The following is a 24,406-nucleotide window of genomic DNA, read 5'->3' on the forward strand; positions in this document are numbered from 1 at the left end:
TCAGGTCAATGCAGAAAGAGTCAATGTTCCTCGGCCGGCGCCTTGGGCACCGCCCGTTGTCGCAACACGGTTGCAGCAATGCCGCTGGCGATGATAAGGGCCATGCCCGCCCAGCCGGTGGCATCGATACGGTCGTTGAACAGCACCACGCTGTAGAACGCCGCGAAGACGATGCCCGAATACTGCAGGTTGGCCACCACCAGTGTGCCGGCCTGGGTCTTGGCGGTGGCGTAGGCGCGGGTCATGCAGAGTTGTCCGAGGGCGGCCAGCAATCCGATGGGCAGCAGCCACAGCGCATGCTGCCAGGTCCAGGCGCCACCGCCCGAAAACCCGGTGGCCGCCGTGGCGAAGGCTCCGGCCACTGCCGAGCCGACCGCGAAATAGAACACCGTGCGCAGCTCGGGTTCGCCGATGCGCGACAGCGCCATCACCTGCATATAGGCAAACGCGGCCGTCAGGCCCGACAGCAAACCCAGCATGCCCGCGAAGCCCTCGCTGCCGTTGACGCTGGGCTTGAGCATCAGCACCACGCCCACGAAGCCGGCGAGCACGGTCAGCACCAGCGTGCCCTGCAGCGGCGGGCGCTCCACGCGGCCGTCGCGCCCGGGCACCGGCACCCAGGCCAGCAGCGAGCCGCCGACCAGGAAGGCTGCGACCCACACGCTGCTCATGTAGTTGAGGGTGACGGCCGTGGCCAGCGGCAGGTGGGCGATGGCATAGAACCAGGCGCCCAGCGACAGCACGCCGATGGTGCTGCGCCACGCGTGCATGCCGGGGTATCGGGTGGCCAGCGAGACGCCGCGATTGCGGGCCAGCAGCCAGAGGAAGACGATGCCGATCAGGCCACGGCCCAGGACCATCTCACCGCTGTTGAACCACTCCGAGGCGACTTTCACGACCACGCTCATCGTGGCGAACAAAAAGGCCCCCAGCACCATCCACAGCGCTTGCATCGTTTCGACTCTAAGGTAAGAAAAAAGAGTGCCCCGGCGAGTGCGGGGCGGGCCGGTCTCAGGCTGGTTTCTGCATCGCGGCCTTGTACCACTCGTGGAACTGCTGCATGCCGTCTTCCATCGGGCTCTGGTAGGGGCCGGTCTCGTTGTCGCCGCGCAGCATCAGCGCGCGGCGTCCGGCGTCCATGCGCTCGGCGATCTCGTCGTCTTCCACGCAGGTTTCCATGTAGGCGGCCTGCTGTGCCTCGACGAACTCGCGCTCGAAGGCGACGATTTCCTCGGGGTAGAAGAACTCGACCATGTTGAGCGTCTTCGTCGGGCTCACAGGGTGCAGGGTCGACACCGTAAGCACGTGCGGATACCACTCGACCATCACGTGCGGGTAGTAGGTGAGCCAGATGGCGCCGTACTTCGGCGGCTTGCCGTCGCGGTACTTGAGCAGCTGCTCCTGCCACTTCTGGTAGACCGGGCTGCCGGCGCGGCCCAGGCGGTTGGCCACGCCCACCGTCTGCACCGAGTAGCGGGGCTTGAACTCCCAGCGCAGGTCGTCGCAGGTGACGAAGCTGCCCAGGCCCGGGTGGAACGGGCCGACGTGGTAGTCCTCGAGGTAGACCTCGATGAAGGTCTTCCAGTTGTAGTTGCACTCGTGCAGCTCGACGCGGTCGAGCGCGTAGCCGCTGAAGTCCAGGTCGGCCTGCGGGCCGAGGCCGGCCATGTCGGCCGCCACGTCGGGGCCCGAGCCGTCGGCGTTCTTCTCGAAAAGAAGGCCGTTCCACTCGGTGAGCGGGTAGTTGTGCAGGTTCAGGCAGGGGTCCTGCTCGAAATGCGGGGCGCCGATCAGCGTGCCGGTGGTGCGCGAATCGCTCGCGGCGTAGGTCCAGCGGTGCAGCGGACACACGATGTTGCCGCCGGCCTGGTTGTCGAGCTGGCCCCGGCCCTGCAGGATCAGTGCCTGGCGGTGGCGGCAGACGTTGGAAATCAGCTCTACGCCCTTGGGCGTATGGACCAGCGCCCGGCCCTGATGCTCCTGCGGCAGGGTGTGGAAGTCGCCCATTTCGGGCACGGCCAGGCGATGGCCGACATAGCGGGGCCCTCGCGCGAAAAGGTTTTGCATTTCGCGGGCATAGAGCGCCTCGTCGAAATACGCGGAAACTGGAAGTTGGCTCGCGGCCTGCTGCAGTTGAAGACTTAAATCAGACATGGAGGACCTGACCAAGCTCCCCACAGGGAGAAAAAGAGAAAAGAACGGAAGGCGCCGCCAGGAAGGGTCGGCGGCCCGAAGAATGTGTTGACGTCGTCAACGAGAGAAGTTCGCATTGTACCCGGGGGGCATTTTTGTGCCCCCGGCTTTTCACCCGGTCCGGCGGCGGTCGCCAGTTGTTTCGATCCCAGTCCTAAAATGCCCGATTTCACCCACGTTTCGCTTGCATGCCCAAGGTGCCCCCCCCTTCCTCGTCCAGCCCGGCGGCAACGCCCGATACGGGCCCGCTGCCTGCCAGTTACGAAGCCGGGCTCCAGGAACTGGAGCAACTGGTGGCGGAACTCGAATCGGGCCAGTTGCCCCTCGACCAGCTGCTAGTCAGCTACCAGCGCGGCGCGGCGCTGCTCGCCTTCTGCCGCGACAAGTTGCAGGCGGTCGAAGACCAGATCAAGGTGCTCGATTCGGGCAGCCTGAAGGTCTGGACGCCCGAATGAGCGCCGCCGCGCTGAATTCCAGCCATTGGGACGCCCGCACGCTAGCCGGCTGGAGCGACCCCCGTCTGGCGAATGTCGAAGCGGCGCTGTCGCGCTGGGTCGGCGTCGACGCCCCCGTGCTGTTGGGTGACGCCATGCGCTATGCCGTGCTCGACGGCGGCAAGCGGCTGCGACCCCTGTTGGTGCTGGCCGCCAGCGAGGCCGTCGGCGGCAACCGCGCCGCCGCCCTGCGCGCGGCCTGCGCCACCGAACTGATTCACGCCTATTCGCTGGTGCACGACGACCTGCCGTGCATGGACAACGACGTCCTGCGCCGCGGCAAGCCCACCGTGCACGTGAAATTCGGCGAGGCCGACGCCTTGCTGGCCGGCGACGCGCTGCAGGCCCTGGCCTTCGAACTGCTCACGCCCGATGGCGACGAGATTCCCGCCTCCACCCAGGCCCTGCTGTGCCGCCTGCTCGCGCGCGCCGCGGGCAGCCAGGGCATGGCCGGCGGCCAGGCCATCGACCTGGCCAGCGTCGGCATTGCGCTCGACGAAACGCAGCTGCGCGAAATGCATCGCCTGAAGACCGGCGCGCTGCTTCAGGGCAGCGTCGAGATGGGCGCCGCCTGCGGTTCGGTCACTCCCGCGGCACTGGCCGCGCTGCGCGACTACGGCGCCGCCATCGGCCTCGCGTTCCAGGTGGTCGACGACATCCTCGACGTCACGGCCGACTCGCAGACCCTGGGCAAGACCGCCGGCAAGGACGCCGCGGCCGACAAGCCAACCTACGTGTCGCTGCTCGGCCTCGACGGCGCGCGCGCCCAGGCCCGCCAGCTGCTGGCCGATGCGCTCGCCGCCCTGGAGAAGAGCGGCCTGGCCGACACCGCAGCCCTGCGCGCGCTGGCCCACATGGTGGTCGACCGCGACCGCTAGGATGAAACTTACCCCCAGTCTTCGCGCACTTCGTGTCGCTTCGCCAATCCCCTTTCAGGGGGCGACACCAGCAGCCCGGCAAAGCCGGTTCCGCGGTGTCTCCCGACTGAATCGCGGCAGTTTCATGCGTTGCGGGCCCTACGAAGCGTGATGGAACACTGAGAAAAGAAAATACCTCCCCATGGCTCCGCTGCTTCCCACACTTCACGACCCCTCGCCGATCCGCAAATACGACCGGGCGCAACTGCGCCAGCTGTCCGACGAGGTGCGCGCCAGCGTGCTCGACAACGTCTCGCGCACCGGCGGCCACCTGAGCTCCAACCTCGGCACGGTCGAACTCACGGTCGCGCTGCACCACGTGTTCAACACGCCGCACGACCGGCTGGTGTGGGACGTGGGCCACCAGACCTACCCGCACAAGATCCTCACGGGCCGGCGCGAGCGCATGCCCACGCTGCGGCAGATCGGCGGCATCTCGGGCTTTCCGCAGCGCAGCGAGAGCGAGTACGACACCTTCGGCACTGCCCACTCGTCGACCAGCATCTCGGCCGCGCTCGGCATGGCCATGGCTGCCAAGCAGAAGGGTGAAGACCGCCACACCGTGGCCATCATCGGCGACGGCGCGCTCACGGCGGGCATGGCCTTCGAGGCGCTGAACAATGCGGGCGTGTGCGACTGCAAGCTGCTCGTGATCCTGAACGACAACGACATGTCGATCAGCCCGCCGGTGGGCGCGCTCAACCGCTACCTCGCGCAACTTATGAGCGGCAACTTCTACGCCGCCGCCAAGAACGTCGGCAAGAGCATGCTGCGCAACGCACCGCCGCTGTTCGAGCTGGCCAAGCGCCTGGAGCAGCATGCCAAGGGCATGGTCGTGCCGGCCACGCTGTTCGAGCAGTTCGGCTTCAACTACGTGGGCCCGATCGACGGCCACGACATCGACTCGCTGGTGCCCACGCTCGAGAACCTCAAGCACCTCGAAGGCCCGCAGTTCCTGCACGTGGTCACGAAGAAGGGGCAGGGCTACAAGCTGGCCGAGGCCGACCCTGTGGCCTATCACGGCCCCGGCAAGTTCGATCCGCAGGTGGGGCTGGTCAAGTCCGCCGCGGTGGCCAAGCAGACCTTCACGCAGGTGTTCGGCCAGTGGCTGTGCGACACGGCCGCGCACGACGGCCGCCTCGTGGGCATCACGCCCGCGATGCGCGAAGGCTCGGGCCTCGTCGAATTCGAGAAGCGCTTTCCCGATCGCTACTACGACGTCGGCATTGCCGAGCAGCACGCCGTGACCTTCGCGGCCGGCCTGGCATGCGAGGGGCTGAAGCCGGTGGTCGCGATCTACTCGACCTTCCTGCAGCGCGCGTACGACCAGCTGATCCACGACGTGGCGATCCAGAACCTGCCGGTGGTGTTCGCGCTCGACCGCGCGGGCCTCGTGGGCGCAGACGGCGCCACGCATGCGGGCGCGTACGACATTCCGTTCCTGCGCTGCATTCCGAACATGAGCGTGGCCTGCCCGGCCGACGAGCGCGAGTGCCGCCAACTGCTGTCGAGTGCCTACGAGCAGAACCACCCGGTGGCCGTGCGCTACCCGCGCGGTTCCGGCGCAGGCGTCACGCCGCACCTCACGCTCGAATCACTGCCCTTCGGCAAGGGCGAGATTCGCCGCGAAGGCAAGCGCATTGCCATCCTCGCGTTCGGCACGCTGCTGTACCCCGCGCTCACCGCCGCCGAGTCGCTCGACGCCACGGTGGTCAACATGCGCTGGGCCAAGCCGCTCGACGTCGAGCTGCTGCTGAAGGTCGCAGGCACGCACGATGCCATCGTCACGCTGGAAGAGGGCGCCATCATGGGCGGCGCGGGCAGTGCGGTGCTCGAAGCACTGCAAGCCGCGAACGTGCAGAAGCCGGTGCTGCAACTCGGCTTGCCCGATCGCTTCATCGAACACGGCGATCCGGCCAAGCTGCTGGCGTCGATCGGACTGGATGCCATCGGCATCGAGGCATCGATCCGCGAGCGCTTCGTTTCGAGCGCAGGGTAAACCCCTGCCGGCGGCTGTAAGCGCGTTTTTACAATCGTCCGGACTTAGACAAAAGTCCCCAACGCGGTCACAAGCCGCGTTTTGTTTTTCCAAGAACTCGGAGAGCTATCAATGGATCGTCGTTCCCTCATCAAAAACGCCGGCATCGCGGGCGTTCTGGCTGCCGGCATCGCACCCGCGGTTCACGCGCAGGCCACCGTTCGCTGGCGCCTGGCGTCGAGTTTTCCCAAGTCGCTGGACACCATCTTCGGCACCGCCGAGGTGTTCTCGAAGAGCGTCAGCGACATGACGGGCGGCAAGTTCCAGATTTCCGTTCATGCCGGCGGCGAGCTGATGCCCGCATTCGGCGTGGTCGACGGCGTGCAGAACGCCTCGGTCGAAATGGCCCACACGGCCCCGTACTACTTCTACGGCAAGGACCCGACCTTCTGCCTGGGCTGCGCAGTGCCCTTCGGCATGAACACCCGCCAGCAGAACGCCTGGATGTACGAAGGCAACGGCCTGAAGCTGATGCGCGCGTTCTACGCCAAGTACAACATCATCAACCTGCCGGGCGGCAACACCGGCGCGCAGATGGGCGGCTGGTTCCGCAAGGAAATCAAGTCGGTCGCCGACCTGAAGGGCCTGAAGTTCCGCACCAACCCCTTCGCGGGCAAGGTGCTCGAGCCTTTCGGCGTGATCCCGCAATCGATTCCCGGTGCCGACCTGTACCCGGCGCTCGAAAAGGGCACGCTGGACGGCCTCGAATGGGTCGGCCCGTACGACGACCAGAAGCTGGGCTTCAACAAGATCGCGCCGTTCTACTACTACCCCGGCTGGTGGGAAGGCGGCCCCGAGCTCGACTTCTACATCAACACCAAGGCATGGGAAGGCCTGTCGGCCGAGTACAAGGCCATCGTCGAGGCGGCTGCCGCACACGCCAACATCACGATGACGGCCAAGTACGACTCCAAGAACCCGATCGCGCTGAAGCAGCTCGTGGGTTCGGGCACCAAGCTGCGTCCGTTCTCGCAGGACGTGATGAACGCCGCCTTCAAGTCGGCCCAGCAGATCTACTCGGACCTGAACAACACCAACCCCGAGTGGAAGAAGATCTACGGCGACTGGTCGAAATTCCTGGCCGACCAGAACGCCTGGTTCCGCTACACGGAAGGCACCTTCGACCGCTTCATGCAGCAGCAGAAGCTGTAAGCAGGCGCCTCGCGCGCTGCATGCAAAAAAGCCCCGCTGGAACCAGCGGGGCTTTTTTTATTTCGTCGACCCGGTCTCGGGTTCGGGAGTATCCGGCTTCGGTGGAATGGAGCGCTTCGCCACCTGTTCGCCAAAGGCCACGAGCACGCTCGCATCGGCCGAGTGGAACCACGTCATGCCGCCGTAGCGCCGTCGCACCAGCAGCCGCGGCGCGATCACGCGTTCGAGCATGCGGATGTGCACGAGCTTGAGCTGCGCCACTTCCTGCGCGCTCACGCGCTTGTTCCAGAGCCAGGTCTGGATCAGTACGTCGCCTTCGAGCCGCGTGCGGCTGTAGACGATCCAGTAGCCGACCCACACCACGCACAGCGCCGCGATGCCGAACACCACGAGGGCGCTCGTGGACCACGCGGTGCTGCGCAGCGAGGGCAGGCTCCAGATCGCGAAGGCGAAGAGATCGACCACCAGCACCACCGCCAGCGTGCGCAGCAGCGCAGGGAAGGCGGGGCTTTCGAGCGAGGGGGTGCTGCCGCCGTCGTCGCTCACGGCTTGGTGGCTTCGCCGGAAGCCGGCGGCGTCGCCGGTGTTTCTTCCGGTGTCTTCTTCTCGTTGCCGAACGGGTCTTCCATGTTCACGCCGTTGCTGTCGGGCGCGGGCGGCGGCTCTGCGTCGGCAGGCATGTCGAGGTTGACCTTGTCGATGTCGACGACCTTTTCCTTCTCGAGGAACACGGTGACCGTCTGCGGGAAGAAGATCACGATGGCCACCAGCAGCAGCTGCATCAGCACCCACGGCACGGCGCCGAGGTAGATGTCGCGCGACTCCACCTTCTTGGGTAGCGCCCCGTTCTTGAAGAGGGTGTCGGCAATGCCTCGCAAGTAGAACAGCGCGAAGCCGAAGGGCGGGTGCATGAACGAGGTCTGCATGTTCACGCACAGCAGCACGCCGAACCACACCATGTCGATGCCCAGCTTGTGGGCCACGGGGCCCAGCAGCGGCAGGATGATGAACGCGATCTCGAAGAAGTCGAGGAAGAACGCGAGGAAGAACACGAAGATGTTCACCGCGATCAGGAAGCCCACCTGGCCGCCCGGCAGGCCCGAGAGCATGTGCTCGATCCACTTGGCGCCGTCGACGCCCTGGAACACCAGCGAGAACACGCGCGAGCCGATGAGGATGAACACCACCATCGCAGTGAGGCGCATGGTGCCTTCCATCGCGTCCTTCATCAGCTGCCAGTTCAGGCGGCGATGGATCAGCGCGAGGATGAGCGAGCCCACCGCGCCCATCGCACCGGCTTCGGTCGGCGTGGCGATGGCCTTGTCCATGAAGGGCAGGCCGCCCATCGAGCCGAGCACCGCGAAGATCAGGATGGCCGATGGGATGATGCCGCGCAGGCACTTGCCCCACAGCGCCCAGCCGTTCAGCGTACGTGCGCTGGCCGGCAGGCCCGGCACGTAGTGCGGGCGCAGCCGCCCGACCATGAAGGTGTAGATCGCGAAGATGATGACCTGCAGGATCGACGGACCCCAGGCGCCCTTGTACATCTGGCCCACGTCGGTGCCGAGCTGGTCGGCCATGACGATCAGCACCAGCGAAGGCGGCACCAGCTGCGTGATGGTGCCCGACGCGGCGAGCACGCCGGTCGAATAGCGCATGTCGTAGCCGTAGCGCATCATGATCGGCAGCGAGATCATCGCCATTGCGATCACCTGGCCGGCCACCGTGCCGGTGATGGCGCCGAGGATGAAGCCCACGATGATCACCGAGTAGCCGAGGCCGCCGCGGATGGGACCGAAGAGCTGGCCCATCGAGTCGAGCATGTCCTCCGCCAATCCGCATTTCTCCAGTACGGCTCCCATCAACGTGAAGAACGGGATCGCGAGCAGCGTCTCGTTCGACAGGATGCCGAACACGTTCAGCGGCAGGTTGGCCATGAAGCCGGCCGGGAACCAGCCCATCTCGATGGCGAAGAAGCCGCAGATCAGGCCGAGGGCGGAGAGCGAGAACGCGACCGGGAAGCCGATCAGCATGATCACCACGAGCCCCGCGAACATGATCGGGGCGAAATTTTCCATGTGCATTTCTACTTATCCTGCGGTGCGGGAGAGGGCTAGACCAGAAGGGGCGCGAGGGATGCGAAAAGCGCCCGTCACTGCACCGGCTTCTCGTAGTGCGTGTCCATCTCGATCAGGCCGCGCAGGTAGGCAATGCGCTTGATGATTTCCGAAACGCCCTGCAGGAACATCGCGGCGAAGCCCACGGGCATCAGCAGCGCGGCGGGCCAGCGGATCAGGCCGCCGATGTTGCCGGACATCTCGCCCGTGACCCACATGTTCCAGAACATGGGCCAGGTGACGTAGGTGAAGAGGGCCATCACCGGCAGCAGGAAGAAGATCAGGCCGAACAGGTCGACGTACACCGGCCCATAGCCCTTGAGCTTGCCGTAGATGATGTCCACGCGCACATGCTCGTTGAAGCGAAGCACCACGGGCGCGCCGAGCATCACGGTGGCGGCGAACAGGTACCACTGGATCTCGAGGAACGCGTTGTTGCTGAAGTCGAAGCCGTAGCGGACGAGGGCGTTGGCCGCCGAAATGAGCGAGGCCGCCAGCACGGCGTAGCCGGCGATCTTGCCGAGTTTTTCGCTGATCCAGTCCATGCCGGTCGCGAATTTGAGGAATGCAGACAAGGGGGTGTCTCCCGCGAAGCCCAAGGTGAAACGCCGGCCCCTGGTGGGAGCTGCGCAAAGCCCGAGATGTTACCCCGTTGAACCTTTGTATCTACTTGGCATGAGGGGCGGGGTTTACCCGGAATCCGGGTCTTGTCCGGGGCGTGGGAGGCGGCCCTGGTCGCCATAATCGTCCATGTCTTCGCGCCTGCCGCCTTCGACGCCTTCGGGCGCCATGGGCCTGCCCCATTCGATCGATTCGCCCGACATGTGCCGCGCGGGCCGCGAGCTGTTGTCTCTGGCGCTGATCGACGCGCGCAACCACACGCTGCACCTGCTGTCGCTCTACGAGGAGGCCCTGGGCGCCGAAGCGCTTGCCGTGCCGCCCGTGCCCGAGGAGGAGGGCGTGGTGCCGCCGGTCTGGCTGGCCGGCCACATCGGCTGGTTCGCCGAATGGTGGATCGGGCGCAACACCCAGCGCGCCTTCGGCGTCGACTGCCCGGTGCGGCCCACGCGCCTGGCGCCCATCGACCCCGGCGCCGACGACTGGTGGAACCCGTCGCAGAGCACGCCGGGCCGCCGCTGGTCGCCCGACCTGCCCGACCTCGCCCAGACCAAGGCCTACCTGCTCGAAACGCTGGAGAGCACGCTCGAGCTACTCGAGAACGCGGCCGAGACCGATGCCGGCCTGTACTTCTACCGCCTCGCGCTGTTCCATGAAGACCTGCGCGGCGAGCAGTTCGTGGTGATGGCGCAGACGCTGGGGCTGCCCCTGGGCGTCGAGCAGGCGCCCATCGCCGTCACGCGCGAGCCGCTGTTGCTGCCTGCCACGCGATGGGAGCTGGGCATGCCCGAGGGCGGTTTCGCCTTTGCACAGGAGCGCAGCGCGCATCGGGTCGACGTGCCCGAGTTCGAGATCGACGCGCAGCCCGTCACCTGGAACCAGTACATCGAATTCGTTGACGACGGCGGCTACGACCGCGAGGAGCTGTGGCATGGCGAAGGCTGGCGCTGGCTCGGGGCGCAGATCGAGGGCCGGCGCGGGCCGCGCCATGTCGAGCAGATTGGCGCGGCGCGCAACGGCACGGGCGGTTCGGTGCTGCAGCAGCGCTTTGGCGTGACAGTGCGTGCGGCAGGCCACCACAGCGCCGTGCACCTGAGCTGGTGGGAGGCCGACGCCTGGGCGCGCTGGGCCGGGCGGCGCATCGCGACCGAAGTCGAATGGGAGATAGCCGCGCACACGGCCGGGCGGCGTGGCTTCCGGTGGGCCGACGTTCACGAGTGGACGGCGGGCACGCTGCAGCCGTGGCCGGGGTATCGGGCCGACCCGTGGAGCGCGGGGGGAGAGTTCGATCCTGCGGCTGCTTTCGGCCGGGCCCGCGTGCTGCGCGGGGCTTCGTTCGCGACGCGTGCGCGCCTGCGTTCTCCGCGCCGCCGTGCCTTTGCGCTGCCCGAGCGCGATGACGGCTTTTTCGGCTTCAGAACCTGCGCGCTGTAGAGACAGTCAGCGCTCGCCGCCGGCTTCCGAAGACAGCGGCGGCGCCACTTCCTCCAGCGGCTTGCGCTCAGCATCGGCCGCATAGCGCAAGGCCAGCAGCCCCGCGACGATGACCAGCGCCGCGCCGATGCCATAGCCCACCATCACCGCGCCCCGGCTGCCGGTTTCGATCAGCAGGCCGAACAGCAGCGGCGCAGCGAAGCCGCCCGCGCCCATGCCGACTGCATAGAAGATCGCGATGGCCATGGCACGCATCTCGAGCGGAAACACCTCGCTCACCGTGAGGTACGCCGAGCTCGCCGCCGCCGACGCCAGGAAGAACACTGCCGACCAACACAGCGCCTGGCCGCGCGCATCGAGCCAGCCCATCATGAAAGCCCAACCCGTGAGCGCGAGGCCGACGCCCGCGAGTACGTACGTCAGCGCGATCATCCGGCGCCGGCCCACGCTGTCGAACAGCGGGCCCAGCAGCAGCGGCCCGAGCACATTGCCCAGCGCGAACGGAAAGATGTAGAGCGCCACGTCGCCTTCGGGCACGCCATAGAAGCGGGTGAGCACCAGCGCATAGGTGAAGAAGATCGCGTTGTAGAAGAAGGCCTGCGAGATCATCAGCGCCAGCGCGACCATGCTGCGCTGCGGGTAGCGCCTGAGCAGCACGCGCGCCACTTCGCGCATCGACGGGCTGTTGGCGCGCGCGGCCGTGTAGTTCACGACAGAGCCTTGCGGTGCGGGCAGCGGACCGTGCTGCGCCTCGATCTCCGCTTCGATCTGGTCGACGATGCGTTTGGCCTCGTCGGCGCGTCCGTGTGCAATGAGCCAGCGCGGGCTCTCGGGCACGTCGCGCCGCACCAGCAGGATGGCCACCGCCAGCACCGCGCCCAGCGCAAAGCCCGCGCGCCAGCCCCACACCGGGCCGATCACGCGCGCGTCGAGCAGCACCAGGCTGAGCGCCGCGCCCAGCGCCGCGCCAATCCAGAAGCTGCCGTTGATCGCGAGGTTGACGCGCCCGCGCACGCGCGCCGGGATCAGTTCGTCGATGGCCGAGTTGATGGCCGCGTACTCGCCGCCGATGCCAAGCCCCGTGACGAAGCGGCACAGCGCGAAGAAAGCAAAGTTGGGAGAAAACGCCGTGGCCAGCGTGCCGACCGTGTAGACCACCAGCGTGATGAGAAAGAGCTTCTTGCGCCCGAGCCGGTCGGTGAGCCGGCCGAAGAGCAGCGCGCCGAGCACCGCGCCCGCCACGTACACCGAGCCCGACAGCCCGATCTCGCCGGCCGTGAGCCCCAGCGCGTCGGGCCGCTCCAGCACTGCGCCGATGGAACCCACCAGCGTGACTTCGAGCCCGTCGAGCACCCAGGCCACGCCCAGCGCGATCACTACGCGCCAGTGCCAGCGCGACCACGGCAGGCGGTCCAGGCGGGCGGGGATGTCGCTGCTCAGTACCGTCATGCCGCCGATTATTGGGAGGCGGCCGGCGCGCCGCCTGTAGGACCCGGCCTCCGATCAGGCCGGGAGCCGAAGCAGGCTCAGGCCGTCTCGGCCAGCGCGTCCGCCAGTGCGTTGACCATGCGGTCGATCTCGGCCTTCTCCGCGATGAAGGGCGGGGCGAGCTGGATGGTGTCGCCGCCGTAGCGCACGTAGAAGCCCTTCTTCCAGCAGTTCATCGCGATCTCGTACGGACGGCGTGCAGGCTCGCCCGGCAGCGCGGCGATCGTGATGCCGGCGGCGAGGCCGTAGTTGCGGATGTCGGCCACGTGCTTGCTGCCCTTCAGGCTGTGCACGGCGTTCTCGAAATGCGGCGCCAGCGCCTGCACGCGGCCGATCATGTCTTCCTTCTGCAGCACGTCGAGTGCGGCGATGCCGGCGGCGCAGGCCACGGGGTGTGCGCCGTAGGTGTAGCCGTGCGGGAACTCGAGCATGTAGTCGGGGCCGCCTGCGGCCATGAAGGTGTCGTAGATCTCCTTGCTGGCGACCACGGCGCCCATCGGCTGCGCGCCGTTGGTCACCTGCTTGGCGATGTTCATGATGTCGGGCGTCACACCGAAGGCTTCCGCGCCGGTGAGCGCGCCGCAGCGGCCGAAACCGGTGATCACTTCGTCGAAGATCAGCAGGATGTTGTTGGCCGTGCAGATGTCGCGCAGGCGCTTCAGGTAGCCCTTCGGTGGAATCACCACGCCGGCCGAGCCCGCGAAGGGTTCGACGATGACGGCCGCGATGTTCGATGCGTCGTGCAGCGCGATCAGGTCGAGCAGGCGGTCGGCCAGCTCGGCGCCGTTCTCGGCCATGCCGCGCGTGAAGGCATTCGATGCGAGCTGCGTGTGCGGCAGGTGGTCGGCTTCGACGCCCTGGCCAAAGAGCTTGCGGTTGGCCGCGATGCCGCCGACCGAGATGCCGCCGTAGTTGACGCCGTGGTAGCCCTTCTCGCGGCCGATCAGGCGCGTCTTGCTCGCCTGGCCCTTGGTGCGCCAGTAGGCGCGCGCCATCTTCAGCGAGGTGTCGGCGGCTTCGGAGCCCGAGCCGGTGAAGAACACGTAGTCGAGGCCTGCGGGCGTCATTTCCTTGATCTTGTTGGCCAGCTCGAAGGAGAGCGGGTGGCCGAACTGGAAGGCGGGCGAGTAGTCGAGCTTGGCGATCTGGCGGCTCACCGCCTCGGTGATTTCGGGGCGGCCATGGCCCAGGCCCGAGCACCACAGGCCCGAGAGGCCGTCGAAGATCTTGCGCCCGTCGATGTCGGTGAAGTAGGCGCCCTTGGCCTCCACGATGATCCGCGGATCGGCCTTGAAGTTGCGGTTGCCGGTGTAGGGCATCCAGTGCGCGTCGAGCCAGGCGGCGTCGGTGCGCGCGGTGGGCGTCGGTTCGATGGCGGGCGTTGCGAGGGTCATGGCGCTTCCCGCACGGGGCGGGCTCCGGGGGTGATGGGATGTGCCGATTGTTGGCAGAGCCTTCAGTGTGGAGAATGGCGCAATATCAATGTTCACTTGACACTTCATGCAAGTAAAGGCCAAAGCCCGAAGCGGTACCCAAAACAGTGCCCGCAACCGCGCCGTATTGGGGCAGCTCAGCGACATGGACCTGCGCCTGCTCAAGGTGTTCAAGAGCGTGGTCGACTGCGGCGGCATGGCGGCCGCCGAGCTGGAGCTGAACATCGGCACCTCCACCGTGAGCCGCCACGTGAAAGACCTGGAGACGCGGCTCGGCCTCGTGCTGTGCCGGCGCGGGCGGGCGGGTTTTGCGCTCACCGCCGAGGGGCAGCGCGTGTACGACGAGACGCTGCGCCTGCTGGCCTCGGTCGACGCCTTCCGCGGCAGCATCGACGACATCCACAACCGCATGGGCGGGCAGCTGGACGTGGCGCTGTTCGACAAGACGGCGACCAACCCGAAGGCGCGTATCGGCGAGGCCATCGCGCGTTTCACCGAGATCGCACCCGAGGTGACTCTGGCGCTGCACGTGGGCTCGATCAACGCCATCGAGCAGGGCGTGCTGGAGGGCAATTTCCAGATCGGCATCATCCCGGCGCACCGCAGCTCCAAGAGCCTTGTGTACGCCGACCTGTTCGACGAGACGATGCTGCTGTATTGCGGCGCGAAGCACCCGCTGTTCGGCGCCGATCACGCCAGGCTCACCTGGGCCAAACTGCGCGAGCATCATTTCGCGGGGCTCGGCTACCACTCGCCGAACATGGAGCTGAGCCACCGCGCGAAGCTGTCGCGCAAGGCCACCGGCTTCGACCAGGAGGCGATTGCAACGCTGATTCTTTCGGGGCGCTTCCTGGGCTTTCTGCCCGACCACTACGCGCAGGTGTTCGAGCAGCGCGGGCTCATGAAGGCGGTGCTGCCGGCGCGCTTCAACTATGCGTGCCGCTTCGTCAGCCTGCTGCGGCGTTCGCCGAAGCCGTCACGCGCGGTGCTGGCGTTTCAGGAATGCCTGGAGAAGGCGCACCGGTAACGCAGGTCAGCGCTGCCCGCTCGGCAGCAACAGATGCTTGGCGCCGATATGCGCCTCCATCTCGTGCATGTGCTGCTCGGCATCGATCATGTGCTCGGACATCAGCCGGCGCACTTCTTCGGCGTCTTCCTTGCGGTAGGCGGCCAGCAGCTGCGTGTGATAGTCGACGTTGGCTTCGCCGAAGTGGTGGTGGTCCAGCGCCTTCTTGTAGACCACGAGGTCGCGCAGCAGGTCGTTGAGAAAACGGCACATGAAGGAGAGCACCGGATTGGGGCAGCTCTCGGCCAGCATCGTGTGAAAGCCGAGTTCGGCCTCGCGTTGCGTGCGCAGTTCGTCTTCGTTGGTCGGCTCGATCGTGCACAGCCGGACGTTTTCTTCCAGCTGCTCGAACTGCTCGGGTGTCAGTCGGCCCACCACGCTCACGGCCAGCTCGGGCTCCAGCGCCTTGCGCAACTGGTAGATGTGATGGCCGTCGAGATGGTGAAAGTGCAGGAAGTTGCGCAGCGGCTCCGATGCATGGTCCACCGACACCTGCTGCAGATACGCCCCGCCGCCGGGGCCGGTGCGGATGGAGACCAGGCCGCGCACTTCCAGCGCCTTCAAGGCCTCGCGCACCGTGCTCTTCGAATAGCCGAAAAGCTCGATCAGTTCTTTCTCGTTCGGCAGCCGGTCGCCGGGCTGCTTGCGCTCCGCCACGATCCAGCGCTTGACGTCTTCGACGATGACGTCCGAGAGCTTTTGCCGCTTCGGGCGGTTCTGCCCCACTCTCATTCACACGCTCCATGCCCATCGGGAGATGCGCGGGATGCGCAACAGCGGGCGATCTTAAACGGCGTCGTGCGACGGGGCGGTCTGGTTTTGGGCACAAGGATTGCTAGCGGGTTTTTACCAGCATATTAATCCGATTTATCCGCTTAAATTCGCCAGCGATCGCAGGCACCACCTTTCCCTTACTTCCCACCACGACCGGAGAACTCATGCAACGCAGACATCTTCTTCAGCTGGCCGCCCTGTCGGCTGCCCCCGCTTCGCTCCTGGGCGGCCGCGCCGCCTTTGCCCAGTCGGCGGACGCGATCCGCTTCGGCTGCCCGGTCCCGATGTCGGGTGCCTTCGCAGCCAATGGCAAGTTCGCCGACCTGGGCATGAAGCTGGCCATCGAGCAGTACGGCAGCGTGCTGAAGCGTCCGCTGGCCTACACGGTGCTCGACACCGAAGGCAAGCCGGCCACCGCGGTGCGCAAGGTGCAGGAAGCCTCGCAGCAGCAGGGCGTGAAGTTCTTCGCGGGCGGCATCCTCTCGTCGGAAGCGCTGGCCATGGGCAAGGAGGCCGAGAAGGCCGGCGGCCTGTTCATCACCACCGCCGGCGCCGATGAAATCACTGGCAAGGACTGCAACCCCGCCACCTTCCGCTGGTCGGTGCCCACCTTCGGCGCCATCGAGCAGACGGTGCGCCCGCTGATCGCCTCGATGCCGAAGGCCAAGCGCTGGTACACGATCACGCCGCAGTACGTGTTCGGCGACGGCCTGCTGAGCGCGGCCAAGAACATCTTCCAGGAGAAGGGCATCGAGCACGTGGGCAACAGCTACCACTCGCTCAACGAGAAGGAATTCAGCGGCTACCTCACCAACGCCATGGCCGCCAAGCCCGACGTGCTGCTGCTGCTGAACTTCGGCGCGCAGTCTTCGGCCGCGCTGCGCCAGGCGGTGAGCTTCGGCATGCACAAGAACATGACGATCCTCATGGCCTGGGCCTCGGGGCTGGAGCAGTTCGACGAGCTGGGCGCCGACCTGTGCGACGGCGTCTACTTCGGCGCGCAGTACTGGCACACGGCCGACACCACGCTCAACAAGGACCTGGTGAAGCGCACCGCCGACAAGCTCAAGATCGTGCCCAACTACAGCCTCGCGGGCTCGTACGTGTGCACCAAGATCCTGATCGATGGCATCGTGAAGGCCGGCACCGTGGACCAGAAGGCGGTGATTGCCGCGCTCGAAGGCATGAAGTTCGACGGCCTCACCGGCACCGAGGAAATCCGCAAGGCCGACCACCAGGTCATCAAGGACTACTACCTGCTCAAGGGCAAGGCGAAGTCGAAGATGAAGGACGCTGCCGACTACGTCGATGTGGTGAGCTCGGGCAAGTCCTTCCTGCCCGTCGACAAGACCGGCTGCAAGCTGGCCTGAGCACGCAAGGACACCGACGCGCCCATGTCCGTCTACCTGCTCCAGACCATCAACGGAATCGGCATCGGCATGCTGTATTTCCTGCTGGCCGTTGGCTTGTCCATCGTGTTCGGCCTGCTGCGCTTCGTGAACTTCGCGCACGGGGCTTTCTATCTGCTGGGTGCCTACCTGTGCTACCAGGCCATGCAGTGGGGCCTGAACTTCTGGGTCGCACTGCTCGTGGTGCCGCTAGCCGTCGGCGCGCTGGGCTGGCTGGCCGAGAAGCTGCTGCTGCGCCGCGTGTATGCCAAGGCGCACGAATTCCACATCCTCGTGACGGTGGGCCTCGCGCTCGCGGTGCAGGAGATCGTGATCGTGTTCTGGGGCCCGCTGGGCAACAGCGTGGCCACGCCCGACCTGCTGCAGGGCGTGGTCATGTGGGGCGCCTTTGTCTATCCCAAGTACCGGCTGTTCGTGATCGGCTTCACCGCCGTGCTCGCGGTGCTGCTGTGGTGGGTGCTCGAAGGCACGCGCCTGGGCAGCGCGGTGCGCGCGGGCAGCGAATCGACCGAGATGGTGTCGCTGCTCGGCATCAACGTGTTCCGCGTGTTCAGCCTGGTGTTCGCGCTCGGTGCGGCCACTGCTGCGCTGGCCGGGGTGCTGGCAGCGCCGATTCGGGGTGCGGAGCCTTTCATGGGCGTCGAGGCGCTGAGCGTGGCCTTCGTGGTGGTGGTGATCGGCGGGCTCGGCAGCTTCGGCGGCGCGCTCGTGGGCGGGCTGGTGATCGGCATAGTTCAAAGCCTCATGAGCACCATCTGGCCGCCGGGAGCGAGTCTGATGATCTACATCGCGATGGCAGCCGTGCTGCTGCTGCGCCCGCATGGCCTGCTCGGCCGCAAAGGATGAACGACGCCATGCCGAGAAAAATCACATTCCTCCTGGCGCTGATCGCCGCGCTGGGCCTGCCGCTGGTGCTGAGCTCGGGCTCGCTCGCGAGCGAAGTGCTCATCTACGCGCTGGCAGCGCTGGGCTGCAACCTGCTGCTGGGCTACACGGGGCTGCTGTCCTTCGGGCAGGGCATCTTCTTCGGGCTGGGCAGCTACACCATCGCGATTCTGCTCACGCGCCTGCACTTGCCCATGCCGCTCGCATTGCTCGCGGCCATGGCCATGGGTGCGATCGGCGCGGCGGTGGTCGGCTGGGTTGCCATCCGCCAGCGCGGCACCTACTTCGTGATGCTCACGCTGGCCTTCGCGCAGATGTTCTATTTCATTGCCTACACCGCGACCGACCTCACGGGCGGCGACAACGGCCTGCTCGACGTGCCGCGCCCCGGCTTCATGGACACGCCGTGGAAGTACTACGCCTTCGTCGCGGTGATCTTCCTGATCGCCTTCGGCCTCCTGCTGCGCGTGACCGATTCGATCTTCGGCCGCACGCTGCTCGCCATCCGCGACAACGAGGACCGGGCCGCCGCCGTGGGCTACGACCTCAAGCGCTTCAAGCTGCTGGCCTTCATGATCTCGGGTGCCGTCACCGGCCTGGCGGGCGGGCTGCACGCCATGATGACCGGCATCGCGCCGCTGTCGAACGCCGAGTACCACACGAGCGAGATGATCCTGGTCATCACCGTGATCGGCGGCACCGGCAACCTGTTTGCCTCGGTGCTGGGCTCGGCCTTCTATGTGCTGCTGGCCGACTGGCTCTCCACGCTGTGGCCGCGCTGGCTGCTGCTGCTGGGCCTGCTGCTGATCGGTGTGAGCATCGGCATGCAGCGCGGGCTCTGGGGGCTGGGCGAGGGCATCTGGAAACGCATCTTCCGGCGGGCGCCACCGGCTCCAAACGCGCCTGCCGCGCAAGGGGAGAAGGCATGAGCGACGTTCTCATCGAAGCCATTGGCGTCACCAAGCACTACGGCAAGTTCGCCGCGCTCGGCGGGGTCGACCTGAAGATCAGGCGCAACACCGTGCATTCGGTGATCGGTCCCAACGGCGCGGGCAAGACCACGCTGTTCCACATGCTCACGGGCACCGGCACGACCACTGGCGGCCGCATCCTGTTCAACGGCCACGACGTCACGCGCGAGCCCGACCACCGGCGCGTGCAGCGCGGCATGGCGCGTTCGTTCCAGGTCACGGCGCTGTTCCTGAGCCTGTCGGTGCGCGAGAACCTGCGCGTGGCGGCGCAGGGCGTTTCGCCGCGCCAGGCCATGAACTGCTGGCGCGCGCCAGTCGGCGAACTGGCCTGCACGCAGACGGTGGACGAGGTGCTGCAGCGCGTCGGGCTCGAACGGCTGGCGAACACGCCGGCCAGCGAGCTTTCGCATGGCCAGCAGCGCCGCCTCGAAGTGGGCATGGCGCTGGCCGCCAGGCCGAAGGCCATCTTCCTCGACGAGCCGACCTCGGGCATGGGCATCGACGACCTCGACGACATGAAGCAGCTCATTCGCAGCCTGCGTGACCGGCACACCGTGGTGCTGATCGAGCACAACATGAACATCGTGATGGACATTTCCGACACCGTGACCGTGATGCAACTGGGCCGCGTGCTCGCCGAGGGACTGCCGGGCGACATCCGTGCCGATGCGCGCGTGCGCACGGCCTATCTGGGCAACATGATCACCGGAGGCAAGGCATGAGCGCCCAAAACATCCTCGAAGTCGAAAAACTCCATGCGCACTACGGCAAGAGCCACGTGCTGCAGGGAATCTCGATGCGCGTGGGCGAGGCCGAGCTCGTCACGCTGCTGGGCCGCAACGGCGCGGGGAAGTCGACCACGCTCAAGAGCATTGCTGGTGCGGTCACCCCCACGAGCGGGCGTGTGCGCTTCCAGGGCGCCGACATCGCGGGCATGCCGCCGCACCGCATCGCCACGCGCGGCGTGTGCCTGGTGCCGGAGCACCGAGGCGTCTTCAAGCTGCTGACGGTAGAAGAAAACCTGCTGCTCGGCCTGCGGCGCGAATCGCCCTGGCAGCTGGCCGACATCTACCGCATCTTTCCGCGCCTGAAGGAGCGGCGGCGCAACGGCGGTGGGCAGCTCTCGGGTGGCGAGCAGCAGATGCTGGCCATTGGCCGCGCGCTCATGAACCACCCGCGCCTGCTGATCCTCGACGAGCCCGTCGAGGGCCTGGCGCCGGTGATCGTCGAGGAGATCGTCGCGCAGCTGAAGACCATCAAGGCGGCCGGCGTGGCCATCCTGCTGGTCGAGCAGAACCTCGAAGTCTGCGTGCAGCTGGCTGACCGCCACTACATCGTGGAGCAGGGCGTGATCGTGCACGAGGCCGGCAACGCAGCCTTCATGGCCGACCATGAAGTGAAAGACCGCTATCTGGGCGTGGGCCTTGCTTGAGGCTTCCCGCAACACTCATCTTTATCGCAAAGCCATGAACTCACACACTGAACTCCGCATCGACGGCCAGCGGCTCTGGAACTCGCTGATGGAACTGGCGCAACTCGGCGCCACCGAGAAAGGCGGCGTCTGCCGCATCGCGCTGACCGACCTCGACCGCCAGGGCCGCGACCTGTTCGTGCGCTGGGTGCGCGAGGCGGGCTGCGAAGTCCGCGTGGACGCCATCGGCAACATCTTCGCGCGCCGCGCCGGCCGCAACAACGCGCTGCCGCCCGTCACCACCGGCAGCCACATCGACACGCAACCCACCGGTGGCAAGTTCGATGGCAACTACGGCGTGCTCGCGGGGCTCGAGGTGATCCGAAGCCTGAACGACGCGAAGATCGAAACCGAGGCGCCGCTCGAAGTGGCGGTGTGGACCAACGAGGAGGGCTCGCGCTTCGTGCCCGTGATGATGGGCTCCGGCGTGTTCGCCGGTGCATTCACGCTCGAGCATGCACTGGCGCAGTGCGACAACGACGGCGTCAGCGTGTCCGACGCGCTTGCCTCCATTGGCTACGCGGGCAGCACGCCCGCGTCGGCAACAACATCGCCGGTGGGCGCGTACTTCGAGGCGCACATCGAGCAGGGCCCGGTGCTCGAAGCCAACGAGCGCGTGATCGGCGTGGTCGAAGGAGCGCTAGGCCAGCGCTGGTACGACGTGGTGGTGCAAGGCATGGAAGCCCATGCCGGCCCCACGCCGATGGAGCTGCGCAAGGACGCGCTGCTGGCCGCCTCCGAACTCGTGATCGAGGTCAACCGCATTGCGCTCGCCCACGCGCCGCATGGGCGCGGCACGGTCGGCTGGATCGACAACTACCCGAACTCGCGCAACGTGATCCCGGGCCGCGTGAAGCTCAGCGTCGACCTGCGCGCGGCCGACGACGTGGTGCTGTCGGCCATGGACGCCGAACTGAAAGAAGCCGTGCAGCGCATTGCCACGAAGGGCAAGGTCGAGATGTCGGTGGAGCAGGTCGTGTACTTCCAGCCGCAGCCCTTCACTCCCAAGCTCGTGTCTGCCGTGCGCGAAGCTGCGCAGACGCAGGGCATGACCTGGATGAACGTGATCAGCGGCGCGGGCCACGACGCGGTGTACCTCGCACGCGTGTGCCCCACGGCCATGATCTTCGTGCCTTGTCTCGACGGCATCAGCCACAACGAGATCGAGGACGCACAGCCCGACCATCTCGAAGCCGGCTGCAACGTGCTGCTGCAAGCCATGCTGCAAAGCGCGGGAGTCGTGTCGTGAAGGCGTGGAGCCGCGCCCTGATGGCGCTTGCCCTCGCATGGTCCGTGGTGCCGGCAGGCGCTGCCGAACCCATCCTGGTGGGCCAGTCCGCGGTACTGACGGGGCCGCTGGCACCCAACAGCCTCGCGTTCATGGAAGGCCAGACGCTGTTGTTCGACCAGCTGAACAAGGCCGGTGGCATCGGCGGGCGGCCCGTCAAGATGATCACGTACGACGATGTCTATGCGGCCGACAAGGCCGCGGCCAACGCCGAGAAGCTGCTGGGCACCGACCGCGTGGTCTGCCTCTTCGGCACCATGGGCACGGGCATCGGCGCGGCCATGGCGCCCGTGGCGGCGAAGTACGACAGCTTCATCTTCGGCGGGCTGACCGGTGCCGCGGTGCTGCGCGGGCCGAAGGTGCCGATCTATCACGTGCGCGAGTCGTACGCCGACGAAGTGCGCCGCGTGATGACCCACCTGGCGACGGTGGGCCTGACGCGTATCGCCATCGTCTCCAGCGACGACGCCTACGGCAAGGGCATCGAGAAGGACGCGATAGACGCGCTCCAGAAGAACGGGCTGTCCCAGGTGCTGGCGCTGCGCTTCGACCCGCAGGAAAAGGAACCGACGCGCGCCGCGCAGCAGGTCATTGCCAGCGGCGCGCAGGCCGTATACGTCATTGCGGCGGGCATGCCGGCGATCAACATGATCCGGGCGCTGGTCGCCGCGCCGATTCATCCGCAGATCTACACGAATTCGGTGGCCAGCTCTTTCCTGCTCTATAAGGAGCTCGGCGAGAAGAGCCGCGGCATCGTGCTGTCGCAGGTGATGCCGCCGTTCTGGAAGACCCGCTTCCCGATCGTCGACGAGTACCAGCGCGCGCGCAAGAGCGCGGGCAGCGAGGGCGAGGGCTCCTATCTGGGCCTGGAGGGCTACATCACGGCCAAGGCGTTTGCGGAAGCGCTGCAGCGTGTCAAGGGGCCGATCACCACCGAATCGCTCAGGCGAACCATCGAGACTTCGCCGCCCATGAACCTGGGTGGCTACATGCTGACGTTCAAGGCCGACAACCGCAATGGTTCGAATTTCGGCGACATCACGATGCTGGCAAGCGGCGGGAAGTTTGCTCAATGAAAGTCTTGATAGCGCGCCTCAACCACGAGACCAACACCTTCTCGCCCGTGCCCACGCCGCTCGCGGCCTTCGGGCCCGACGGGCCGACCTTCGGCGAGCAGGCCTACCGTGACAACAAGGGCATGCGCACGGCGATGTCGGCCTTCATCGACCTGGTCGAAGCGGCCGGCGCCGAACTCGTCACGCCGGTGTCGGCCTCGGCCAACCCGAGCGGGCCGGTCGATGCGCAGGCCTACACGCTGCTGACGCAACGCATCGTCGATGCGGCTGCGGGCTGCGATGCCATCCTGCTCGACCTGCACGGCGCGATGGTGGCGCAGAACAGCGCCGACGGCGAAGGCGACCTGCTGGTGCGCCTGCGCGCGGCGGCGCCGGGCGTGCCCATCGGCGTGGCGCTCGACCTGCATGCCAACGTCACGCCCGAGATGGTGGAAAACGCGGACGTGATCGTCGGCTTCAAGACCTATCCGCACATCGACATGTACGAAACCGGCGAGCACGCCGGCCGCCTGCTGCTCGACCTGCTGGCCGGGCGCAGCAAGCCGGCGATGCGCTGGCACCGGCTGCCGTTGATGGCGCACACGCTGCGCAGCGCGTCGTTCACCGGCGCGATGCAGCGCGCCATCGAGGCGGCGCGCGAGGCCGAGAAGTCGGAGTCGCTCGCGGTGTCGATCCTCGCGGGCTTCTCGCTGTCGGACATCGAGTCGCCGTGCATGAGTGTGATCGTCGTCGATGCGCAGTCGCCCGAGCGCGCACAGGCCACGGCCGACCGCATCGCCGCGCAGATGTGGAGCGAGCGCGAGGCCTTCATCTACCGCAGCGAACCGCTGGCGCAGTCGATCGGGCGCGCGAAGCTGATTGCCGAGGGCGCGACGCGCCCGGTGCTGCTGCTCGACCATGGCGACAACTGCATGTCCGGCGGCAGCTGCGACACCATGGACGTTCTGCAGGAGGCGCTGGCGCAGGGGCTGCACGGCATCGGCGTCGGGCCGCTGTGCGACCCCGAAGCGGTGGCGCAACTGGTCGCGGCGGGCGAGGGCGCGCAGGTGACGGTGGCGCTCGGCAACAAGGTCTCGCTCGAAGGCATCGGCCTCTCGAAGACGCCGGTGCGCCTGACGGGCACCGTGCGAACCATCAGCGACGGCGAGTACGTCATTACCGGTCCCACCTACACCGGCCAGCGCAGCAGCATGGGGCGCACGGTGCTGTTCGACATCGACACGGCGCGCATCGTGGTGACCGAGCGCACGCAGGAGCCTTGGGACATCGGCGTCTTCGAATGCGCGGGGCTCGATCCGCGCAAGGAGCGCTTTCTGCTGCTCAAGTCGCGCATGTATTGCCGGCCGGTGTTCGAGCCGCTGTCGGCCGCGCTGGTGGAGTGCGACAGCCCGGGCGTCACGAGCTCGGACTACAGCCTGTTCCCGTTCAGCAAGGTGCGTCGGCCGGTGTTTCCGCTGGATGCGAACGCCTCGATGGACGCTGCAGCATGACCTGAGACGTCATCGACGCGAATCGCGTGCGACGCGACCATTCCTTCACCCCGCGATGTTGCGGGTCGAAACCCTCGAAAGGAATCGTCATC

At 66.8% G+C, this 24,406-nt stretch carries 22 protein-coding genes; 14 read left to right on the forward strand and 8 right to left on the reverse strand.

Annotated elements, in window-relative coordinates:
* Positions 1-20: 20 nt before the first annotated feature.
* Both ACTG4X_RS10685 and ACTG4X_RS10690 read right to left on the reverse strand, forming a co-directional pair.
* Positions 21-953: a DMT family transporter gene (locus ACTG4X_RS10685; protein ID WP_256216693.1), complete on the reverse strand. Its 933-nt coding sequence runs from the start codon at positions 951-953 to the stop codon at positions 21-23.
* Between the two features lie 58 nt (positions 954-1,011).
* The gene (locus ACTG4X_RS10690; protein WP_093075350.1) at positions 1,012-2,154 is read right to left on the reverse strand and encodes an aromatic ring-hydroxylating oxygenase subunit alpha; all 1,143 of its coding nucleotides are present in this window, start codon (positions 2,152-2,154) and stop codon (positions 1,012-1,014) included.
* A 227-nt stretch (positions 2,155-2,381) separates the two neighbouring features.
* Here ACTG4X_RS10690 and xseB point away from each other — a divergent pair, with 227 nt between their 5' ends.
* The 4 genes from xseB (at position 2,382) to ACTG4X_RS10710 (ending at position 6,794) form a co-directional block, all read left to right on the forward strand.
* Positions 2,382-2,648 carry an exodeoxyribonuclease VII small subunit gene (gene xseB / locus ACTG4X_RS10695; RefSeq protein ID WP_007829283.1) on the forward strand — a complete coding sequence of 89 codons (267 nt, stop codon included), beginning with the start codon at positions 2,382-2,384 and terminating at the stop codon, positions 2,646-2,648.
* On the forward strand, positions 2,645-3,565 hold the full coding sequence (locus tag ACTG4X_RS10700; RefSeq protein WP_440533772.1) for a polyprenyl synthetase family protein: 921 nt from the start codon (positions 2,645-2,647) through the stop codon (positions 3,563-3,565). Before xseB ends, ACTG4X_RS10700 begins: the two co-directional genes overlap by 4 nt.
* Before the next feature lie 181 nt (positions 3,566-3,746).
* A complete protein-coding gene (gene dxs, locus ACTG4X_RS10705; protein ID WP_093049976.1) occupies positions 3,747-5,603 on the forward strand; it encodes a 1-deoxy-D-xylulose-5-phosphate synthase in 1,857 nt (618 codons plus the stop codon).
* Positions 5,604-5,714: 111 nt separating this feature from the next.
* Positions 5,715-6,794 (forward strand): TRAP transporter substrate-binding protein, encoded by a 1,080-nt coding sequence (locus tag ACTG4X_RS10710; protein ID WP_093049979.1) that lies wholly within the window; start codon positions 5,715-5,717, stop codon positions 6,792-6,794.
* Positions 6,795-6,851: 57 nt separating this feature from the next.
* Here the strand turns inward: ACTG4X_RS10710 and ACTG4X_RS10715 are convergent, their stop codons facing one another.
* From ACTG4X_RS10715 to ACTG4X_RS10725, 3 genes are all read right to left on the reverse strand, one after another.
* On the reverse strand, positions 6,852-7,340 hold the full coding sequence (locus ACTG4X_RS10715) for a hypothetical protein (RefSeq protein WP_307615761.1): 489 nt from the start codon (positions 7,338-7,340) through the stop codon (positions 6,852-6,854).
* On the reverse strand, positions 7,337-8,878 hold the full coding sequence (locus ACTG4X_RS10720) for a TRAP transporter large permease (protein WP_093075339.1): 1,542 nt from the start codon (positions 8,876-8,878) through the stop codon (positions 7,337-7,339). Before ACTG4X_RS10720 ends, ACTG4X_RS10715 begins: the two co-directional genes overlap by 4 nt.
* 68 nt (positions 8,879-8,946) lie before the next feature.
* Positions 8,947-9,486, reverse strand: coding sequence for a TRAP transporter small permease subunit (locus ACTG4X_RS10725; protein ID WP_093075336.1), 540 nt, complete (start codon positions 9,484-9,486; stop codon positions 8,947-8,949).
* 175 nt (positions 9,487-9,661) lie between these two features.
* Here ACTG4X_RS10725 and ACTG4X_RS10730 point away from each other — a divergent pair, with 175 nt between their 5' ends.
* A complete protein-coding gene (locus tag ACTG4X_RS10730) occupies positions 9,662-10,963 on the forward strand; it encodes an SUMF1/EgtB/PvdO family nonheme iron enzyme (protein ID WP_440533773.1) in 1,302 nt (433 codons plus the stop codon).
* Between the two features lie 6 nt (positions 10,964-10,969).
* Here the strand turns inward: ACTG4X_RS10730 and ACTG4X_RS10735 are convergent, their stop codons facing one another.
* Both ACTG4X_RS10735 and ACTG4X_RS10740 read right to left on the reverse strand, forming a co-directional pair.
* A complete protein-coding gene (locus tag ACTG4X_RS10735; protein WP_440533774.1) occupies positions 10,970-12,412 on the reverse strand; it encodes an MFS transporter in 1,443 nt (480 codons plus the stop codon).
* Between the two features lie 77 nt (positions 12,413-12,489).
* Positions 12,490-13,845 (reverse strand): aspartate aminotransferase family protein, encoded by a 1,356-nt coding sequence (locus ACTG4X_RS10740; protein WP_093075329.1) that lies wholly within the window; start codon positions 13,843-13,845, stop codon positions 12,490-12,492.
* A 106-nt stretch (positions 13,846-13,951) separates the two neighbouring features.
* On the opposite strand from ACTG4X_RS10740, the gene ACTG4X_RS10745 reads away from it, so the two are divergent.
* Positions 13,952-14,911, forward strand: a complete 960-nt coding sequence (locus ACTG4X_RS10745) for a LysR family transcriptional regulator (protein ID WP_093050000.1) — start codon at positions 13,952-13,954, stop codon at positions 14,909-14,911.
* A 6-nt stretch (positions 14,912-14,917) separates the two neighbouring features.
* Here ACTG4X_RS10745 and ACTG4X_RS10750 read toward each other — a convergent pair whose 3' ends face one another.
* Positions 14,918-15,682, reverse strand: coding sequence for a FadR/GntR family transcriptional regulator (locus tag ACTG4X_RS10750; RefSeq protein WP_093075324.1), 765 nt, complete (start codon positions 15,680-15,682; stop codon positions 14,918-14,920).
* Positions 15,683-15,888: 206 nt separating this feature from the next.
* On the opposite strand from ACTG4X_RS10750, the gene ACTG4X_RS10755 reads away from it, so the two are divergent.
* From ACTG4X_RS10755 to ACTG4X_RS10790, 8 genes are read left to right on the forward strand one after another with little or no spacing between them, the layout of a single operon-like run.
* Positions 15,889-17,094, forward strand: a complete 1,206-nt coding sequence (locus ACTG4X_RS10755; RefSeq protein ID WP_440533775.1) for an ABC transporter substrate-binding protein — start codon at positions 15,889-15,891, stop codon at positions 17,092-17,094.
* Positions 17,095-17,118: 24 nt separating this feature from the next.
* Positions 17,119-17,979 (forward strand): branched-chain amino acid ABC transporter permease, encoded by an 861-nt coding sequence (locus tag ACTG4X_RS10760; RefSeq protein WP_093050009.1) that lies wholly within the window; start codon positions 17,119-17,121, stop codon positions 17,977-17,979.
* Positions 17,980-17,987: 8 nt separating this feature from the next.
* Positions 17,988-18,947 carry a branched-chain amino acid ABC transporter permease gene (locus ACTG4X_RS10765; RefSeq protein ID WP_440533776.1) on the forward strand — a complete coding sequence of 320 codons (960 nt, stop codon included), beginning with the start codon at positions 17,988-17,990 and terminating at the stop codon, positions 18,945-18,947.
* Positions 18,944-19,711 carry an ABC transporter ATP-binding protein gene (locus ACTG4X_RS10770; protein ID WP_440533777.1) on the forward strand — a complete coding sequence of 256 codons (768 nt, stop codon included), beginning with the start codon at positions 18,944-18,946 and terminating at the stop codon, positions 19,709-19,711. The genes ACTG4X_RS10765 and ACTG4X_RS10770 overlap by 4 nt, the downstream gene beginning before the upstream one ends.
* Positions 19,708-20,421, forward strand: a complete 714-nt coding sequence (locus ACTG4X_RS10775) for an ABC transporter ATP-binding protein (RefSeq protein WP_097199701.1) — start codon at positions 19,708-19,710, stop codon at positions 20,419-20,421. Before ACTG4X_RS10770 ends, ACTG4X_RS10775 begins: the two co-directional genes overlap by 4 nt.
* Positions 20,422-20,455: 34 nt before the next feature.
* Entirely contained in the window at positions 20,456-21,709 is a 1,254-nt protein-coding gene (locus tag ACTG4X_RS10780; protein WP_440533778.1) for a Zn-dependent hydrolase, read from the forward strand.
* Positions 21,706-22,824 carry an ABC transporter substrate-binding protein gene (locus ACTG4X_RS10785; RefSeq protein WP_440533779.1) on the forward strand — a complete coding sequence of 373 codons (1,119 nt, stop codon included), beginning with the start codon at positions 21,706-21,708 and terminating at the stop codon, positions 22,822-22,824. Before ACTG4X_RS10780 ends, ACTG4X_RS10785 begins: the two co-directional genes overlap by 4 nt.
* Complete coding sequence (locus ACTG4X_RS10790; protein WP_440533780.1) at positions 22,821-24,314, forward strand: M81 family metallopeptidase; 1,494 nt, start codon at positions 22,821-22,823, stop codon at positions 24,312-24,314. The genes ACTG4X_RS10785 and ACTG4X_RS10790 overlap by 4 nt, the downstream gene beginning before the upstream one ends.
* The last annotated feature ends 92 nt before the right edge of the window (positions 24,315-24,406 follow it).

The organism is Variovorax sp. YR566, assembly GCF_051992195.1.
In the GTDB taxonomy this organism is placed as follows: domain Bacteria; phylum Pseudomonadota; class Gammaproteobacteria; order Burkholderiales; family Burkholderiaceae_C; genus Variovorax.

What these genes read in the sequence shown, in the direction of transcription:
- ACTG4X_RS10775 (WP_097199701.1), top strand. Translation starts at nt 19,708, where the DNA reads ATGAGCGCCCAAAACATCCTCGAAGTCGAAAAACTCCATGCGCACTAC.
- xseB (WP_007829283.1), top strand. Translation starts at nt 2,382, where the DNA reads ATGCCCAAGGTGCCCCCCCCTTCCTCGTCCAGCCCGGCGGCAACGCCC.
- ACTG4X_RS10700 (WP_440533772.1), top strand. Translation starts at nt 2,645, where the DNA reads ATGAGCGCCGCCGCGCTGAATTCCAGCCATTGGGACGCCCGCACGCTA.
- ACTG4X_RS10735 (WP_440533774.1), bottom strand. Translation starts at nt 12,412, where the DNA reads ATGACGGTACTGAGCAGCGACATCCCCGCCCGCCTGGACCGCCTGCCG.
- ACTG4X_RS10750 (WP_093075324.1), bottom strand. Translation starts at nt 15,682, where the DNA reads ATGAGAGTGGGGCAGAACCGCCCGAAGCGGCAAAAGCTCTCGGACGTC.
- ACTG4X_RS10685 (WP_256216693.1), bottom strand. Translation starts at nt 953, where the DNA reads ATGCAAGCGCTGTGGATGGTGCTGGGGGCCTTTTTGTTCGCCACGATG.
- ACTG4X_RS10755 (WP_440533775.1), top strand. Translation starts at nt 15,889, where the DNA reads ATGCAACGCAGACATCTTCTTCAGCTGGCCGCCCTGTCGGCTGCCCCC.
- ACTG4X_RS10790 (WP_440533780.1), top strand. Translation starts at nt 22,821, where the DNA reads ATGAAAGTCTTGATAGCGCGCCTCAACCACGAGACCAACACCTTCTCG.
- ACTG4X_RS10730 (WP_440533773.1), top strand. Translation starts at nt 9,662, where the DNA reads ATGTCTTCGCGCCTGCCGCCTTCGACGCCTTCGGGCGCCATGGGCCTG.
- ACTG4X_RS10745 (WP_093050000.1), top strand. Translation starts at nt 13,952, where the DNA reads ATGCAAGTAAAGGCCAAAGCCCGAAGCGGTACCCAAAACAGTGCCCGC.
- ACTG4X_RS10690 (WP_093075350.1), bottom strand. Translation starts at nt 2,154, where the DNA reads ATGTCTGATTTAAGTCTTCAACTGCAGCAGGCCGCGAGCCAACTTCCA.
- ACTG4X_RS10780 (WP_440533778.1), top strand. Translation starts at nt 20,456, where the DNA reads ATGAACTCACACACTGAACTCCGCATCGACGGCCAGCGGCTCTGGAAC.
- ACTG4X_RS10770 (WP_440533777.1), top strand. Translation starts at nt 18,944, where the DNA reads ATGAGCGACGTTCTCATCGAAGCCATTGGCGTCACCAAGCACTACGGC.
- ACTG4X_RS10765 (WP_440533776.1), top strand. Translation starts at nt 17,988, where the DNA reads ATGCCGAGAAAAATCACATTCCTCCTGGCGCTGATCGCCGCGCTGGGC.
- ACTG4X_RS10740 (WP_093075329.1), bottom strand. Translation starts at nt 13,845, where the DNA reads ATGACCCTCGCAACGCCCGCCATCGAACCGACGCCCACCGCGCGCACC.
- ACTG4X_RS10720 (WP_093075339.1), bottom strand. Translation starts at nt 8,878, where the DNA reads ATGCACATGGAAAATTTCGCCCCGATCATGTTCGCGGGGCTCGTGGTG.
- dxs (WP_093049976.1), top strand. Translation starts at nt 3,747, where the DNA reads ATGGCTCCGCTGCTTCCCACACTTCACGACCCCTCGCCGATCCGCAAA.
- ACTG4X_RS10760 (WP_093050009.1), top strand. Translation starts at nt 17,119, where the DNA reads ATGTCCGTCTACCTGCTCCAGACCATCAACGGAATCGGCATCGGCATG.
- ACTG4X_RS10710 (WP_093049979.1), top strand. Translation starts at nt 5,715, where the DNA reads ATGGATCGTCGTTCCCTCATCAAAAACGCCGGCATCGCGGGCGTTCTG.